Origin of the sequence: Micromonospora sp. ATA51, from assembly GCF_016802855.1 — a bacterium.
GTDB classification, from domain to species: Bacteria; Actinomycetota; Actinomycetes; order Mycobacteriales; family Micromonosporaceae; genus Micromonospora; species Micromonospora sicca.
In genome coordinates this window covers 14,735-30,470 of the sequence record NZ_JAEVHJ010000046.1, presented here as the reverse complement: position 1 = coordinate 30,470, position 15,736 = coordinate 14,735, and the positions used below count along the sequence as shown (strand labels likewise).

Below are 15,736 nucleotides of genomic sequence, written 5' to 3'. Positions count from 1 at the left end.
GGGCCGCGACCGCCGACCAGATGTACGCCCCGATGTTGGTGGGCGAGGTGTACCGCGCACGGCTGGCGGGCGACAGGTCACCGCCGATGTTGTCGGCGGGCAGCCCGGTGCTCGGGTCGGCCATGGCGGCCATGGACCGCCAGGTGTCGGCCGCCCAGGAGGCGGCATCGGCGGGCGCGCCGACCGCGGCGGACGGTGGTGCGGCGGCGGCGCTGGCCGCGCCTGAAGCCGCAAGGGTGAGGGCGAGCGCCGCCGACAGGGCGACGCGGGCGGGACGGATCATTGGCTACCTCCGGAGATGGTTCCGGGCCGGCTACTTGAGGCCGGTGGTGGCGATGCCGCGCACGAAGTGCCGTTGCAGCAGAAGGAAGACGATCAGCACGGGCAGCACCACCACCACGGAGCCGGCGAGCAGCAGCCCGAACTTCGTCTGGTTCTGGCCCACGCTGAACAGGGCGAGAGCGACCGGGAGGGTGTACTTGTCCTCGGTCGTGGCCACCACGAGGGGCCACAGGAAGCTGTTCCAGAAGGTGAGGAAGCTGAGGATGCCCAGCGCGGCGAGCGCCGGGCGGCACAGCGGCAGGACGATACGGAGGAAGATGCGCAGCTCTCCGGCGCCGTCCACCCGCGCGGACTCGATCAGTTCGTCCGGTATGGAGAGCATGAACTGGCGCATCAGGAACGCCCCCAGCGCCCAGGCCAGGAAGGGCAGCACCAGGCCGGCGTAGGTGTTGGTAAGGCCCATGTTGGCGACCAGCACGAACAACGGGACGAAAGTGACCATCCCGGGGACCATCACCGACCCCAGGACCAGGCCGAACAGCGCCCTGCGCCCCGGAAAGCGCAGCTTGGCCAGGGCGTAGCCGACCGCCGAGCAGAACATCAGATTGCCGAGGGTGATCAGGCCGGCGACAATCGCCGAGTTCAGGAAGTACGTGGGGAAGTTCAACCTGGCGAACAGATCCCGATAGTTGTCGAGGGTCGGATGGTGCGGCCACCAGGTGGTGGGGACGAGCCGGATCTCGCCCTCCGGCTTCACCGACGACAGCAGCATCCACACGAACGGGCCGACCATGGCCACGAGTCCCACCACCAGCACGGCGTGCAGGACGAGGCTGGCCACCCGATCACGAGGACGACGCGTCGAACGCCGTCCCGCTCCCTCCGGCAGCTCCGGCGCACGTCGCCGACGGCTGGATGCCCTCATCGACGTCGACATCGGATCACCTTCCCTCGTCGGAGCGCAGCAGCCGGAACCACAGGATCGACATCAACACGATCGACAGGAAGAGGACGTAACTCATCGCCGACGCGTAGCCGTAGTTGCCGAAGCCGAACTGGTTGTAGATGTGGTACGACACCGACAACGTCGAATTGAGCGGGCCGCCCTGGGTCATCACCAGTGGCTCCTCGAAGAACTGCAGGTAGCCGATGGTGGCGATGACCCCCACGAAGAGCAGCGTCGGCCGCAGCGCGGGCAGCGTCACGTACCGTAGCTGCTGCCAGCTGGTCGCCCCGTCGATGCGCGCCGCCTCGTACAGCTCCTGCGGGATGGCCTGGAGCCCGGCCAGGAAGATCACCATCTGGTAGCCGAGGTTGCGCCAGGCGGCCATCACGATCAGCGACGGCAGCGCAAGCCGGGTGTCGTAAAGCCAGTTCGGCCCGTGCACGCCGACCAGTCGCAGCAGGCTGTTGAGCAGGCCGGAATCGGGTTGGAGCAGGAAGCGCCAGACCACGGCGATCGCCACGATGCTGGTCACGACCGGCAGGTAGTAGCCGACGCGGAACAGCGACCGGAACCGGGTCAGGCCAGCGTTCAGCCCAAGCGCAGCGGCCAGCCCGCACACCATCGTCAGCGGCACGCCGGCCAGCACGAAGATGGCGGTGTTCACCGCCGATTTGATGAACAGCTCGTCGTGGAACAGCCGACTGTAGTTCTGGATGCCGACGAGGTTGACGCCGAGCGGGTTGCGCAGATCGGCGCTGCGGATGTCGGTGAAGCTCATCAGCAGCGACGCGATCACCGGTCCGGCCATGAAGACCAGGAAGAGGACGGTGAAGGGCAGGGCGAAGCCCCAGCCGACCAGGACCCGGCGGAGGCGCGGGACACCGCGCCCCCGCCGGGTGGACGCGTCGGACGCGGCCGCGGTCATGTCAGGCCCCGGTGCCGATCGAGGTGGCCTGCTGCTGCATCGCCTTTGCGGCGTCCTCCGCCTTCTCGCCCGTCTTGCACATCTTCTCGACCTCGGCGTCGATCGCCGCGGACACCTGCTCCCAGGTGGCGATGGTGGGCGGGGACTTGGCGTCCTCGAGCTGCTTGCCGAACGCCGACAGCTGCGGGTCGCCGCTGAGCGCCGGGTCGTCCCAGCCCTTCTTGACCGCGGGCAGGTCGTTGACCGTCTTGTACCACTTGGCCTGCACCTCGGGCCGGGACAGGTAGGAGACGAACTTCCACCCGCCGTCGCGGTTCTTGGCGTCCTTGAAGACCGCCAGGTCGCCGCCGCCGACGAACGACGTGCCCGACTGCTTGGTGGGCATCGGCCACAGGTCGTACTTGCCGGCGCCTCCCTGGTCCTTCAGGACGGAGATGTGCCAGGGGCCGGAGACGAACGCCCCGATCTGGCCCTTGACGAAGGCCGGCTCAAGGGCGCCCTGCGGCAGATCCTTCGGTGCGAGACCCTCGTCGAAGAAGGACTTGTAGTAGGCGAAGGCCTCGACCGCCTCCGGGCTGTCGAGGGTGAACTTCCCGTCCTTGGCCACATCGCCGCCGTTCTGCCAGACGAACGGCATGACGGTCTGCCAGGAACCGGTCTGGCCGGGCTGGAGGTTGACGCCCCACTTGGCGCCGCCCTTGTCCTTGAGCGCCTTGATCGCCGACTTGAGCTCGTCCCAGCTCTTCGGCGGGGTGCTCACTCCGGCCTTGATGGCGGCCGCCTTGTTCACATAGAGCAGCCGCGTCTCCACGTACCACGGCACGCCGTAGGAGGTGCCGTCGACAACCGTGGTGTTCCACGCACCCTCGTAGAAGTCGTCCTTCTTGACCAGGTCGGGCGGGGTCGCGTCGAGTCCGCCGGTCTTGGCGAACTCCCCCATCCAGGTGGTGCCGATGAGGCTGACATCGGGTGTCTGCTTGCCGGCGATCGCGGTGGCCAACTTGTCGTGTGCCCCGTCCCACGGCACGGCGGTCACGGTGACCTTGGCGTCCGGGTTGTCTTTCATGAAGTCTTCGGCGAGGGCCGAGAGCTTCTCGCCCTCGGTGCCCATCGCCCAGACCGTGATGTCGCCCTTTGCCTTGCCCTCCCCGACGGGCTTTGCCTTGTCCTGACCGCCTCCGCCGCCGTCGCGGCCGCAGCCGGCCAGCGCCAGCGCGGCCACCAGGGCCACGGCGACGCCCCTGCGGGTCCCTGACTTCATCACGAAACCTCCGTCTTGGCATGATGTTCGCCGCAGCTCGTGCGGACGACGACCTGCGTGGGAAGCACTGCTCGGTGCACCCGGTCGCGGCTGCCGGCGGTCCGGCCCCGCAGCCGCCGCGCCGCCGTCGCGCCCGGCGGGCGAGCGCTGGCGACCAGGAATCTCCTCATGAGCCGGAACCGCCGGCCGTCAGGTTCGCCGGGCAGCCGCAGCTGCGGCGCAGGACGAGTTCGGTGGGCAGCACGACGTCGCCGGAGGAGGCGCGCTCGGGTTCGCTCACCGCGGTGAGGATCAGCCGGGCCGCCTCGGCGGCCAGCTCGCGGACCGGCTGGCGGACGGTGGTCAGCGCCGGGTTCACCAGCGCGGCGACCGGGGCGTCGTCGAAGCCGGTGATGACGACGTCCTGCGGCACCCGCAGGCCCCGACCGAGCGCTCCGACGAGGACGCCGAGTGCGATCTCGTCGTTGGCGCAGACCACGCCGGCGGGTCGCGGGTCGCCGCGCAGCAGCTGCTCGGCGGCGAGCACGCCGTCGGCCTGCTGCATGCTCACCGCGATCGGCGCGGCCGGCGGAGTTACCCCCACCGACCGGTGGGCGGCGAGGAAGGCGGCCCACCGTTCGCTCACGTCGGGCGACCCCTCAGGGTTGCCCACGAACACCAGGTCAGTCAGCTCGTGCTCGACCAGCAGGTGACGGGTGAGCATCGCCATGCTGCCGGCGTTATCGGCCCGCACCGACGGCACCGCGCCCGGGCCCGTGCCCGCGACGACCACCACCGGCACCATCTCAGCCAACCGGAGGAGGGCCAGCTCCGAGATCGTGCCGCCAATGACCGCCACGCCGTCCACCCGCCGGCCCATCTCCAGCACCTGCTGGTCGGAGTCCGACCGCAGGTGCGTGCAGAGGATGTGGACACTGGCCCGCGAGGGTACGGCCTCGGACTCGAAGCCCTGGATCAGCTCGGTGAAGTACGGGCCGGACAGGCCCGGGAAGACCAGGCCCAGCGCGCCGTGCCGCCCGGCGGCCAACGCGCGGCCGAGGTGGTCGGGGCGGTAGCCATGCTTCTCGATGGCTTCGAGCACCCGGCGGCGCATCTCCTCCGACACCTGGCCGGTGCCGTTGGAGACCCGAGAGACGGTGGCGACCGAGACCCCGGCCAGCCGGGCGATCTCCCGGACGGTGAGCCGACTGTTGCCCATGACTCCCTCGATCCGTAACGTGCGGTTAACGGAAACCGGTTTCAGGCGACCATAGGCAGGTGAGTCGAAGTTCACAAGTGTCGGGTCCACAATCTCCGGTGAGGGGAGCTCTGCCCCATATGTCTACGGTGCTACTCGAGGACCGCAGGATCGTCATCGACGGCCGTCCCCAGCTGCTGCTCTGCGGGGAGGTGCACTACTTCCGGCTGACCCGCGCCGACTGGGCCGACCGGCTCGACCGGCTGCGGGAGTGCGGCGGGGACACCGTAGCCACCTACGTCCCATGGCTGTGGCACGAGCTGCCGGACGGCTCGATCGACCTGACCGGACGAACCCACGAGCAACGGGATCTCGCCGGTTTCCTGGACCTGGCGCACCAGCGCGGACTGCGCGCGGTGGTGCGACCCGGTCCCTTCATCATGGCGGAGGTCAAGAACGAGGGCATCCCCTACCGGGTGTACGAACAGCACCCGCACCTGCTGCCGACCACCTGGGACGGCGCGCCGATCAGCACCCGCACCGTCGACTACCTGGCACCGGAGTTCCTCGCCGCCGCCGACGCCTGGTACGCCCAGGTGATGCCGGTGATCGCCGACCGGCTCGCCGGGCGCGGCGGCCCCGTGGTGGCGGTGCAGCTGGACAACGAGATCGGGATGCTGTCCTGGGTGACCAACTCCCCCGACCTCACCGACGGGCTCTGCGCCGACCTGGCCCGCTGGGCCGTCGACCGGTACGGCAAGGACGGCGCCACGCAGCGGGTCGGCGCCGACCCCACCGACCCCCGGGCCTGGGCGACGGCCCTGCGCACCCCGGCCGAGCAACAGTCCCTCGCACTCCACGACGACCTGGGCCGTTACATGCGGGACCGCTACCGCCGCTACGTGGCCGCACTGCGCGACAGTGCCGAACGGCACGGCGTCCGGGGGGTGCCGATGCTGGTCAACGTGCACGGCACCGGCGGCGGACGGGGCCGTACCTTCCCCGTCGGGATCAGCCAGCTCTTCGAGTCCTACCGCGGCCAGCCGCAGCTCACCTCCGGCTCCGACTACTATCTCGGGGACCTGACCGTCACCAACGTCGCCGACCTGTACGTCTCCAACGCCTTCCTGGCTGCGACGCACGGACCCGACCAGCCGCTGACCTGCCTCGAGTTCGAAGCCGGCAACGGCGACTACGGCGAGGACCTGACGGTGCTCTACCCGCCCGAGGCGACCGAGCTGAAGACCCGGCTCTGCGTGGCCCAGGGCAACCGGCTGCTCAACCTCTACCTCTTCGCCGGCGCCACAACCCGCCGCTGGCGGAGCCGGTCGGCGACGGCAACGACCGGATCGCCTTCACCGGCGAGCGGCACGGCTTCGCCGCCCCGGTCGATCCCGAGGGACGCCTGAACTCCACCTACGACGCCGCCCGACGCGCCCTGCACGCCGTCCGCGGCGTGGCCGACCTGCTGGCCGACGGCGACGAGGAGCACGACGGGCTGGCGTTGGGCTTCGTGCCCGACCACTACCTCACCGAGTACGCCCACCCTGCCTCCACCGCTCGGACGGCTCAGGTCAGCGAACTGGAGCGATTCCGCGGCATGGGCTCACGGGACGTGCTGGCCCGGGCGCTGCTGCTCGGCGGCTTCTCCTTCCCGGCGGTGAACCTCCAGTCGCCGCCACCGGCCGACGCCCCACCGGTGATCGCCCTGGCCAGCGCACCCACGCTCGGCGCGGACGTGCAGCGCCGGCTCGTCGACCACCTCCGGGCCGGCGGACGGCTGCTGTTGCACGGACCGCTGCCGGAGCGGGACCACGACGGCACCCCCTGCACCCTGCTGGCCGACACGCTCGGCGTGACCGCCGACGGGTGGATGGAGGGCGGCCTGCACTACTTCCCCTCCGTGGTCGGACGCGACTGGGCAGCGGGACCGGCGGAGGTACGGGTCGGTTACGCCCAACTGCTCGCCGGCGCGGGCGAGCCGCTGCTCGTCGAGGTGGGCTCCGGCCGCCCCTGCGCGATGGAGGTCGCGGTCGGCACCGGGCGGGCCCTGATCATCGCGGCGGACTATCCCTGCCACCTCGGCTTTTGGCGGGCGGCGCTGGACCGGCTGGGGGTGCGACGTCGGCTGCGGCACGACGCCGACGAACCGGGACTGGTGCTCACCTCCACCGTCGACCGTGCCGGTCAACGCCTGCTGCATCTGCTCAACGTCGCCCCTTCAGCGATCGAGTTCGGCCTGCGGCATCGGGACCGGCCGCTCCTGTCCGGGCGGCGGCTGCGCATCCCCGCGCGGACCGGACTCATGCTGCCAGCGGATGTGCGGGTCGGGACCGCCACGCTGGTGGAAACCAGCTGCGAACTGCTTTCCCGGTCGGACCACGAAGTGCTGCTGCGACCCACACAGGCCGAGGACGTCGCGGTGTTCGCCACCGACCGGAAGGTGCGGGCCGACCGGGGGGAGGTCCATGTCGATGGCGCAACGGTCACCGTGACCATCCGCTCGGCCGATCATGCGCCGCTCAGGGTGGCATTCGTCTAGGGCGCGTCGCAAAGTCCGAGCTGGTGGCCGTAGTGAGCGGCTGACGAGGGTTCGGGTCAGCCTGGGGTGAGGAGGCAGAACTCGTTGCCTTCCGGGTCTGCGAGGACGGTCCACGGGACATCGTTTTGGCCCAGGTCGATGGCGGTGGCGCCGAGAGTCCGCAGTCTGGCCGCCTCGGCCTCTAGGTCGTCACCTGGGTATGGGCGGACGTCGAGATGGACGCGGTTCCACACGGTCTTCACGTCGGGTGTGCGGAGGAACTGCAGATATGGGCCGACGCCCTTGGCGGAGCGCAGTACCGCCTTGTGGTCGGTCACCTTGTGCAGAGTCCAGTCCATGGCCTTGCCCCAGAAGCGGGCCATGGCTCGCGGATCCGCGCAGTCGACCACTACCGCGGCGATCGGTCCGGTGTCTCGGTAGAGCGGTCGGGGGTCCAGCACGCAGAACTCGTTGCCCTCTGGGTCGACCATGACCGTCCATGGGACGTCGCCCTGGCCTACGTCGGCAGGTGTTGCGCCGAGATCCTTCAGGCGCGTGACCACCTCCGCCTGATGGGCCGCCGAGGTGGTGGCGAGGTCGACGTGCACGCGGTTCCTCACCGTCTTGGGTTCCGGGGAGACGATGAGGTCGAGGCAGACAGCGACGGGGTCGGGGTAGACGAAGCCCTCGGGTTCGAGGTTAGTCACGCCGGGTCCCTCGCTGGAGACTCCCCAGCCGAGCGCCTCCGCCCAGAAACCGCCCAGCGCGGAGTCGTCCCGAGCCTTCATGTTGATTTGAACGAGCCGCGTTGCCATGCCGACGATGCTAGGGCCTGTGTCGAGTCGGCGGTCGTGCCCGAACTGGAGTGATCGTTCGGCGTGTCGAAGATCGGCATATGGCGAGGTCTCCGGTAGATGGTTCAGCGACCAAGCAAAACCTCAAACCGGAGACCTCGTGGACACCCTAGCGGTGACGAGGCGGTTCGATCTGACCGACGTGCAGTGGGCGGTGCTGGAGCCGTTGCTGCCGGCGCCGAAACGCCCGGGTCGACCGTCGTCATGGAGCAGGCGGCAGTTGATCGACGGGATCCGGTGGCGGATCCGGGTGGGCGCCCGTGGCGGGACGTGCCACCGCAGTACGGATCCACCGTCATGCTGTGGGCGGTTCTGGTCACCACGATCCTGTAGGCGCCGCTTGTCGAGGTGGACTGACCACGAAGATCCATCTCACGTGTGACGCTCGATGATCGAGTGCGGAAGGCTGTACAACGTACCTGGAACGCTGTGCCAGGTCCGATCGACGACATTGCCGTCCCCGGCGGACGTCGAGCTTCAGCGTTGACATCACGGCGCCTCTCGTGCCGTGGCGCCCGAGGTGCGAGGTTGGCCGCAATGGACAGTCCCGAGTAAGCGCCCCTTCCGTGAGTCGAGAGGCACCTCGTCATACCGTGGTGCGACGGCAGCGGCGTCAGTGTTCCCACGGTTCGACGGGGTCTAGTGTCGAGCGGTCTCGTCAGCCGTCTCCCGGTCAGGGCCCCCGAACGCGAACGGGGTGCGCAGGCGGGTCATTGTGGCTGGGCTTGCGTCCACGGTCTGCCCGCGGTCGCGGTTGGTAGCCCCATCCCCCTTGCTAAGGAAGGGATTCAGGGCGGGCGACGTCATATCGGTCAAAATGTACTCCAAAGATGTGCGCGGCAGCGCAGGACTCATTCACTGGCAGCTACGAGCCGTGGGGAAGCGGGTGGGTCCGGCCGTCGGCCATAGGCCATCGGTACCCCCGCTCGACAGCCTACCGCTCTTACACGTGCCCGGGTTCAGGCGTGCCCAGGTTCAGGCAGAGACACTTGGGTGGGATCGACAGTCGCGCGGGTGCATGGACCTGCATCGGCGGCGCGACACCTCGTCGCACCGCAGCGATCACGCTCGTTTATCCGGCTACTCAGGGTTGCCTTTCGCCTGCTATTGGCGCCCGGATCGCGACATGAGCGGAATATCTTGGCCCGCGTGTGTCGTGGCGGCGGTTCCGGACAGGGTGCGGCGGCCATGGCCGCGGCGTCGGTGTCCTCCGGATGCGCCGAGAATGATCACCAGCGGGTGCGGACGTTCCTGGACGACAGGTAGCGCGACGCCCCGGCGTGCGGGATGTAGGCGATGGCCAGGAGTGCGGCGTTCATAGCCGTGGCCACGCCGAGGGGAGGTAGCTGCGCGAGCAACGGCGCTGCCGCCACGAGAACGAGCGCACCGATCGGCAGCCGCCACAACATCGAGCGGAAGACTTGCAGTGCGTACACGGCGCGCCCGATGAGGAACACCACGGGTCCGGCGACGAGGACGGCCAGCCACGCGTGTGAGGTCCCGCCCGTCGGCTCCGTGATGATCAGGTCGCCGCTGGCAGCGATCAACACGACACCGGCGACCATGATCAGGTGTGCGTAGGCCGCGACCAGCGCGACCCGGCCCGGGTTGGATGACTGGTCGATCCCGATCGCGAGGCGCTCGGCAACGTACACGATGTAGATCCGCCACAGCGCCACGGCGTTGACGAAGAGCAGGATCAGCCCTGCCATCCTCGCCGAGCCGAAGTCGGCACGGCCGTAATTGATCGCGCCCATCAGGAGGATCTCGCCCAGCGTCACGATGAACATCTGCCGGTAGCGTTCCGACAGGTGCTCGCCGACCACCCGGAGTTCCTCAGTGCTCGTCCTGCCCAGCCGCGGGAGCGCGTAGCCGAACAGACCGACCAAATAGTCCAGGGTGATCGCTACCGCCCAGAGCGCCAGCCGGGCGGGACCGGGCAGGAATGCTCCGCCGAGCCACAGGACGCCGGTTATGGCGAACCAGATGGCCACTCGCAGGGACCGCAGGCGCAGCGCACGGCCGCGCAACGCCGTCACGAGCACCAGGCCGCGGCCGAGATGCAGGCCGACGTACGCTCCGGCGAAGGCGAGGCCTTCGCTGTCCTCGAAAGCCCCGAACACAGCCGCCGACATCAGCAGTCCACCGAACATCACGCCGAGGACGATCAGCTGGACCAACGGCTGGCCGGGGTCGTACCAGTCAGTCGTATACGCGGTCACTGTCCACACCCACCAGACGGCGGCGAGCAGGATGACCGTCTCCAGGGCGTTGAACCAGCTGAGGTCGGTGGTCAGTCGCTGGGAGAGCCGGGACAGTGCCACGACGAGGCCCAGGTCGAAGAAGAGTTCCAGGTAGGAGATCCGAGTTGGATCTTCACGGGCACGCAGAACCCATCCCGAGCGCTTCCGTGTCACGAGCCCTCCGCCCCACCCGACTACTCGCCCAATTTCGTACCACGTCCGCAAGGTGTCGGTGGGCGGTTGCCGACAGCGGCGGCAGGGGACATGGGTGCCGGGGCCCACCCGCGCGTGCCGGGTGGACCCCCGGACGGTCAGCGCAGCTGGATGAGGTGGATCTGCTGGATATGGTCGCGCTGCGTGCGGCTGGCTCGCCGGTCGCTGGTGAAGACCACGACGCCGTCAGTCACGCCGGCCAGCAGCGTCGCTTTGGCGCCATCACGGTCCTGCCAGCTGGAGGTCAAACGCCTCGACCACACTCTCGTCGGCAAAGTCGCGCGGTCAGCGGCAGATCCGGATGCCGAGCAGGTCAGTGCCGCTTGGAAAATATGTGCTTGGCAAGGCAGACGGGCCTTCTCGGTGAGTGGTCAGTCAAGGCAGAATCTCGACGTACCCGTCGCTTCCGTGCACGCGGATCCGCTGCCCATCGGGAATCAGCCGGGTGGCATCTAGCACACCGACGACAGCCGGCAGGCCGTACTCCCGTGCGATCACTGCGCCGTGTGTCATCAATCCTCCGACCTCCGTCACCAGGCCTGCGATGGCGACGAAGAGGGGCGTCCAGCTCGGGTCCGTGTGGGCCGTGACGAGGATGTCACCCGGTTCGAGATCAGCCTGGGCCATGTCCAGGATGACGCGGGCGCGCCCTTCGATGGTCCCGGCGGAGACCGGTAGGCCGATCAGGGCGCCGGTCGGCACGTCGTCGCGTCGGTACGCCCCGGCGATGACCTCGCCATCCGATGTCAGCACCCGGGGCGGCGTGAGCGCGTGGTACGACCGGAACGCGTCCTTGCGCTGCTGGATTAGCTTGTCATCCACCTGGTTCGAGCGCACGACGTCGTGGAGCTCCTGGAACGTGAGGTAGAAGATGTCTTCCTTCTCACGAAGCACGTTGGCCTGCACGAGGCGCTCGGCCTCTTCCAGCAAGGCCTGCTTGTAGACGAAGTAGCGGCTGACGATGCCGTACTTCGGGTACTCCCGGTAGCCGATGAAGGTCCGGACCCGGTCGATCATCCGCTTGGCCTCGTTGGCCTTGTGCTCCCCGTCCGGCAGGGCCCGCAGGTGTTCAAGCACCTCCTGCGCCTTCCTCTGCGCCGCCTGCCGTCCTTGCTCGAAGCGCCGCTTGGCGGCGCCCGGCTCGAAGTTCCTGACGTGGTCGAGGATCACGGGCACGAGCGTGGTGGGGCGTTCGCGCCAACGCGGCCTCGTGATGTCGATCTCGCCGACGCAGCGCATGCCGTACCGGTCGAGGTAGGCCTCGATGGCGTGGCGCGCTTCGGTCCCGCCCGCGAACTTCGGCAGCTCGTCCAGGAAGCCGTCGTCCTCGACGCCCTGCAGGAACGCCACCACCTCCGGATGCGGGCGGATCACGTCGGCGACGTCGAGCAGCGCCAGTCCCATCTCCGACGTGACGTTGCCGGGGGCGGACAGCGTGAGGGTGTCGGCCGCGTTCTTCTCGCCCAGCCATTCCTGCAGCTGGTCGTTGAGCCACCAGGTGGCCTCCATCCCCGCCATGATCGCCTGCATGCTCAGCGGATCACCGAGGACTCGCTTGTGCTCCTGGAATGCCTCCAGCAGGAAGTCGAACAGCGCCGGTCCGGTCTTCGTCCGGATGTCGCACCGCAGGGCGGCGATGGAGGCCTGGCTGCGCTCGATCAGCTCGGTGACGATGGCCGGATCGGTCTCGATCGGGGCGGACGCGCCGCTGGCCGGCGGCCCGCCGGGACCCGCGTCCGGGAGAGTCGGGACGAAGTCGTGGCGGTCGAGGACGGTCTCCAGCGCGTCCCTGATCAGCGGATCGCCCCTCCCCGCCACCTCCAGGAGGCCGGCGCGGCTCGCGGGCGAGGCCAGGCGCCGGGTGACGTCGACGAACAGCCTCCCGCCGGCCTCGTGCATCGGCGCCATGGCCGTCAGCTGCCACACGGAGACGCCCAGTGGCTTCATGGGGTCGGTCATCATCTGCTGATGACCAACGGAGACGTAGACGTGGTTCTCCCGGTCGCGGGCCGCGGGGATGGGGAACAGCGTGGTGATTGGCCGGCTCTGGACGATCTGGAAGTCTTCGTCGACCAGGCACCATTCGATGTCCTGGGGGCGGCCGAAGTGCGCTTCGATCCGCCGCCCGAGCTGCACGAGCCGCACGACCTGTGCATCCGTCAGCGTCGGCTGCTCCTGCCGCTGCGGGTCGATCGCCACTTCCTGCGTCCCGCCAGCCGGCAGGGCGTGAACGGCACGCTGTTTGGCGGCGACCGCCTTGGCGATGACCTCGCCGTCGCGCACCTTGAAGACGTCCGGGTTCACCAGGCCGGAGACCAGTGCCTCGCCGAGGCCGAAGCTGGCGTCCACGGTGGCGACCTTCCGGTTGCCCGTGACGGGGTCGGCCGTGAACAGGATGCCGGCCGCATGCGGGAAGACCATCTGCTGCACGATCACGGCCATGTCGACCGTACGGTGATCGATGCCGTTGCGCTGGCGGTAGGTCACGGCCCGCTCGGTGAACAGCGACGCCCAGCACCGGCTGACGTGCTGGAGGATCGCCGCCGGCCCCACGACGTTCAGGTACGTGTCCTGCTGGCCGGCGAAGGATGCCGTCGGCAGGTCCTCTGCCGTCGCGCTGGATCGCACGGCGTAGGCGGCTTGCTCGCCGAGCTGGGCGAGTGCCTGGGTGATCGCCGCCGCGAGATCGCCCGGGATGGCAGTCCCTTCGATGGTCCGGCGGATCTCCGCGCTGAGCGTGCGGATCGCCTCCCGGTCGTCCGGGTTCAGGCGGGACAGCTGATCGAGTCGATCGTCGATCGACGGCGCTTCCGCCATGATCCGCCGGAAGGCGGCCGTCGTCACGCAAAACCCAGCCGGCACGCGGATGCCTTCGATCCGCGACAGCCCGCCCAGGTGCGCGGCCTTGCCGCCAACGACCGCGACCTGCGTCTCGTCAACCTCTTGAAGATCCAACACGTACTGCTCGATCATTCCGATACCTCCGAGGCAACCGTGCTCCCTTGCACTGCACTGGCCGATCGAATCACCGGCGCCTCGAGCTGTGTCGAACCTCTTGTTGGGCACGTCCTCATGTCTGGTTGGCTTCCCTCTGACGAGTCGGCCAGCCGCTGCGCCCGGTCGGGCGGCGCGCACCCCCGCACCTCCGCGTCAAGCGCCCGCAACTGCACCGCCAATCTCATCAGCGGTTCGAGGTCGCCGCGTCCCCCGTACATCGACAACACACCCACGTCGGGTCCCCCATTTCCTCGTCGGTGCTGGGTCCGGCCGCCGATTCTGCGGCAAGACCCGGGTCTTGCCGCAAGCCCCCCTGTGCGCTATACGTTAGAAGTGGCAAGGAGTGAGATCTTCTTGCCTTTGCTTTTGTCGTCCGCCGCGGGCTGAGACCCTTCGACCGCCTGGAGGCGTGCCAGGTACCTCCGGCGGGTGCCGGACCCCCCACGACCGCCGCAGCACCCTGGCACTCTCAGACGCCGGTGGCCACGGCCGCGTCGCCCGGGTGGGCTTGGCCAGCGCGATCGTCGGTCAGCTCATCATCGCCGCGGCCGAGGTGATCTGGCCGAGCAACCGGGACCTCGGCGACGTACTGTTCAGTGTCTCCCCGATCCTGACCGGGGCCGGCCTGGTCACCGCCGGCGTGGCCATCATTCTGCGCGGGAGTCTGGGCCCGGCCGTCCCGGTTCCTGCCGCTCACGCTCGGCCTGTACACCATCCTCGTGCTGATCCCGGTGATGATCGCCTCGGGCGGCCCGCCAGCGCCGCTGGCGCTCTGGACCATCGGGGGCTGGGACACGCTGTGGCCGATCGCCGCTAGTGCGTTGACCACAAACGTTGGCCGGGTTGGTCGGGGTTGGAAAGTGTCGTAGGGGTGGTGTTGGCTTCGGTTCGTGCCTCGTCGTCGGGATCCCGCCTTGCCGCGGGTCGTGCATCGCACCGCGCGTGTCGCTTTGCGGGTGACGGCCGGGCAGCGGCGGCGGTGTTTCGGGTTGCTGCGCTCGGCCGGTGACGTGTGGGCGTGTGTGTTGGAGGTCAACGCGTGGCGGCGCCGCCGCGGCGGCGCGCCGCTGGTGGGCTATCAGCAGTTGTGTCGGGAGTTGTCCGGGTCGGGGCCGGGCACGTTCGCCGAATTGGATTCCGTCGGTGCCCGGTCGGTGTTGCGCCGGTTTTCGGATGCGTGGTTCGCGGCGGCGAAGCGCCGCAGCGCTGGTGACCTGTCGGCCCGGTTTCCGCGTCGGCGGCGGGGGTTGGTGCCGGTGCGTTGGTATCACGGCACGTTCACCCTCGACGGCCGGCGGGTGCGAGTCCCGACCGCCAGAGGCACTGCCCCGTTGTGGGTGCGTCTGGCGCGGGAGGTGCCGTATCCGGCCGAGCAGGTCCGGTCGGTAACGCTGCTGTGTGAGGGCGGTCGGCTGTTCCTCGACGTCACCGCCGAGGTGCCGGTCTACCCGCCCGGTGAACAACCGGATCCGGGCAGCGTGGCCGGGGTGGATCTGGGGATCATCCACCCCTACGCGTTGCCGGCCCCGGCGGGGAGGGGTTGTTGGTGTCGGGGCGGGCGATCCGCGCCGAGCCCGTGGACACCGAGGGGTGGTTCTGGATCAGGACCGTTGGCGCGCCGCGGGACGGCGACCCTCGTGATGGCGAACTGCACCAGTCGACTCGCGAAGGTGCCACGTTCGCGGCCACTCAGTCGAGACAGAACTCGTTGCCCTCGATGTCCTGCATCACGAGGCACGACTCGTTGTCGCCATCGGCAGGCAGTAGTCGCACGCGTACCGCGCCGAACGCGACCAGTCGTGCGCATTCGGCCTCAAGTGCGGCCAGGCGCTCTTCACCCACGAGCCCGGTGCCGACCCGCACGTCAAGATGCAGCCGATTCTTGACGACCTTGCCTTCGGGAACGCGCTGGAAGAACAGTCGCGGGCCCACGCCTGAGGGATCAATGCATGCGAACGCTGAACCCTGATGCTCAGGCGGCAGCGCGCGATCGAAATCGTCCCAAGTAGCAAACCCCTCCGGCGGCGGCGGTACGACGTACCCCAACACCTCGCACCAGAAACGAGCGAGGCGCTCAGGTTCTGCGCAGTCGAAGGTGACTTGGATCTGCTTGACCGACGCCATCGGTCCACCATAGAAGCGGGGTCTTTCGTCGTCTCCACGGGCCCGCCCCTGGGTAGGTTGTGGCGCAGCGGCCGACTCTTGACGATGAGTGGGACCTTGAGCCGTGGGATGACGATCCCGACGGTGTCCATGCCCACTACATTCGGGAGTCCAGTGAGCCCGAATCGACGACGAGGGTCGAGAGATCTGGCTT

Annotated in this window: 12 protein-coding genes and 1 pseudogene; 3 read left to right on the top strand and 10 right to left on the bottom strand. The window is 68.9% G+C overall.

What is annotated here, in order from left to right:
• The 5 genes and pseudogenes from JNW87_RS10700 to JNW87_RS10680 all read right to left on the bottom strand — a co-directional run.
• Window positions 1–283: pseudogene (locus JNW87_RS10700) on the bottom strand (hypothetical protein); the annotation flags it as partial.
• A 30-nt stretch (window positions 284–313) separates the two neighbouring features.
• The gene (locus JNW87_RS10695; protein WP_236647344.1) at window positions 314–1,123 is read right to left on the bottom strand and encodes a carbohydrate ABC transporter permease; all 810 of its coding nucleotides are present in this window, start codon (window positions 1,121–1,123) and stop codon (window positions 314–316) included.
• A 100-nt stretch (window positions 1,124–1,223) separates the two neighbouring features.
• Complete coding sequence (locus JNW87_RS10690) at window positions 1,224–2,153, bottom strand: carbohydrate ABC transporter permease (RefSeq protein WP_109800477.1); 930 nt, start codon at window positions 2,151–2,153, stop codon at window positions 1,224–1,226.
• A gap of 1 nt (window position 2,154) precedes the next feature.
• On the bottom strand, window positions 2,155–3,414 hold the full coding sequence (locus JNW87_RS10685) for a sugar ABC transporter substrate-binding protein (RefSeq protein WP_109800476.1): 1,260 nt from the start codon (window positions 3,412–3,414) through the stop codon (window positions 2,155–2,157).
• A 166-nt stretch (window positions 3,415–3,580) separates the two neighbouring features.
• Window positions 3,581–4,612: a LacI family DNA-binding transcriptional regulator gene (locus tag JNW87_RS10680; protein ID WP_109800475.1), complete on the bottom strand. Its 1,032-nt coding sequence runs from the start codon at window positions 4,610–4,612 to the stop codon at window positions 3,581–3,583.
• A gap of 119 nt (window positions 4,613–4,731) precedes the next feature.
• Between JNW87_RS10680 and JNW87_RS10675 the strand changes: the two genes are divergently transcribed.
• Window positions 4,732–6,000 carry a beta-galactosidase gene (locus JNW87_RS10675; protein ID WP_238453593.1) on the top strand — a complete coding sequence of 423 codons (1,269 nt, stop codon included), beginning with the start codon at window positions 4,732–4,734 and terminating at the stop codon, window positions 5,998–6,000.
• 47 nt (window positions 6,001–6,047) lie between these two features.
• Entirely contained in the window at window positions 6,048–7,133 is a 1,086-nt protein-coding gene (locus tag JNW87_RS10670) for a hypothetical protein (RefSeq protein WP_238453592.1), read from the top strand.
• Between the two features lie 56 nt (window positions 7,134–7,189).
• On the opposite strand, the gene JNW87_RS10665 is transcribed toward JNW87_RS10670, so the two are convergent.
• A complete protein-coding gene (locus JNW87_RS10665) occupies window positions 7,190–7,927 on the bottom strand; it encodes a VOC family protein (RefSeq protein ID WP_109800473.1) in 738 nt (245 codons plus the stop codon).
• Between JNW87_RS10665 and JNW87_RS41445 the strand changes: the two genes are divergently transcribed.
• The gene (locus JNW87_RS41445; RefSeq protein WP_109800472.1) at window positions 7,926–8,348 is read left to right on the top strand and encodes a transposase; all 423 of its coding nucleotides are present in this window, start codon (window positions 7,926–7,928) and stop codon (window positions 8,346–8,348) included. The genes JNW87_RS10665 and JNW87_RS41445 overlap by 2 nt on opposite strands.
• An 847-nt stretch (window positions 8,349–9,195) precedes the next feature.
• On the opposite strand, the gene JNW87_RS10655 is transcribed toward JNW87_RS41445, so the two are convergent.
• The 4 genes from JNW87_RS10655 to JNW87_RS10640 form a co-directional block, all read right to left on the bottom strand.
• Window positions 9,196–10,491, bottom strand: coding sequence for a low temperature requirement protein A (locus tag JNW87_RS10655; protein WP_161557773.1), 1,296 nt, complete (start codon window positions 10,489–10,491; stop codon window positions 9,196–9,198).
• A gap of 29 nt (window positions 10,492–10,520) precedes the next feature.
• Window positions 10,521–10,670: a hypothetical protein gene (locus JNW87_RS10650; protein WP_161557772.1), complete on the bottom strand. Its 150-nt coding sequence runs from the start codon at window positions 10,668–10,670 to the stop codon at window positions 10,521–10,523.
• A 127-nt stretch (window positions 10,671–10,797) separates the two neighbouring features.
• Window positions 10,798–13,395 (bottom strand): rifamycin-inactivating phosphotransferase, encoded by a 2,598-nt coding sequence (gene rph / locus JNW87_RS10645; RefSeq protein ID WP_109800469.1) that lies wholly within the window; start codon window positions 13,393–13,395, stop codon window positions 10,798–10,800.
• A 1,713-nt stretch (window positions 13,396–15,108) separates the two neighbouring features.
• On the bottom strand, window positions 15,109–15,543 hold the full coding sequence (locus tag JNW87_RS10640; RefSeq protein WP_109800629.1) for a VOC family protein: 435 nt from the start codon (window positions 15,541–15,543) through the stop codon (window positions 15,109–15,111).
• Between the last annotated feature and the right edge of the window lie 193 nt (window positions 15,544–15,736).

Excerpts from the sequence above, each read along its gene's own strand:
- JNW87_RS10690 (WP_109800477.1), bottom strand. The coding sequence starts at position 2,153 with ATGACCGCGGCCGCGTCCGACGCGTCCACCCGGCGGGGGCGCGGTGTC.
- JNW87_RS10665 (WP_109800473.1), bottom strand. The coding sequence starts at position 7,927 with ATGGCAACGCGGCTCGTTCAAATCAACATGAAGGCTCGGGACGACTCC.
- JNW87_RS10675 (WP_238453593.1), top strand. The coding sequence starts at position 4,732 with ATGTCTACGGTGCTACTCGAGGACCGCAGGATCGTCATCGACGGCCGT.
- JNW87_RS41445 (WP_109800472.1), top strand. The coding sequence starts at position 7,926 with ATGCCGACGATGCTAGGGCCTGTGTCGAGTCGGCGGTCGTGCCCGAAC.
- rph (WP_109800469.1), bottom strand. The coding sequence starts at position 13,395 with ATGATCGAGCAGTACGTGTTGGATCTTCAAGAGGTTGACGAGACGCAG.
- JNW87_RS10680 (WP_109800475.1), bottom strand. The coding sequence starts at position 4,612 with ATGGGCAACAGTCGGCTCACCGTCCGGGAGATCGCCCGGCTGGCCGGG.
- JNW87_RS10685 (WP_109800476.1), bottom strand. The coding sequence starts at position 3,414 with ATGAAGTCAGGGACCCGCAGGGGCGTCGCCGTGGCCCTGGTGGCCGCG.
- JNW87_RS10640 (WP_109800629.1), bottom strand. The coding sequence starts at position 15,543 with ATGGCGTCGGTCAAGCAGATCCAAGTCACCTTCGACTGCGCAGAACCT.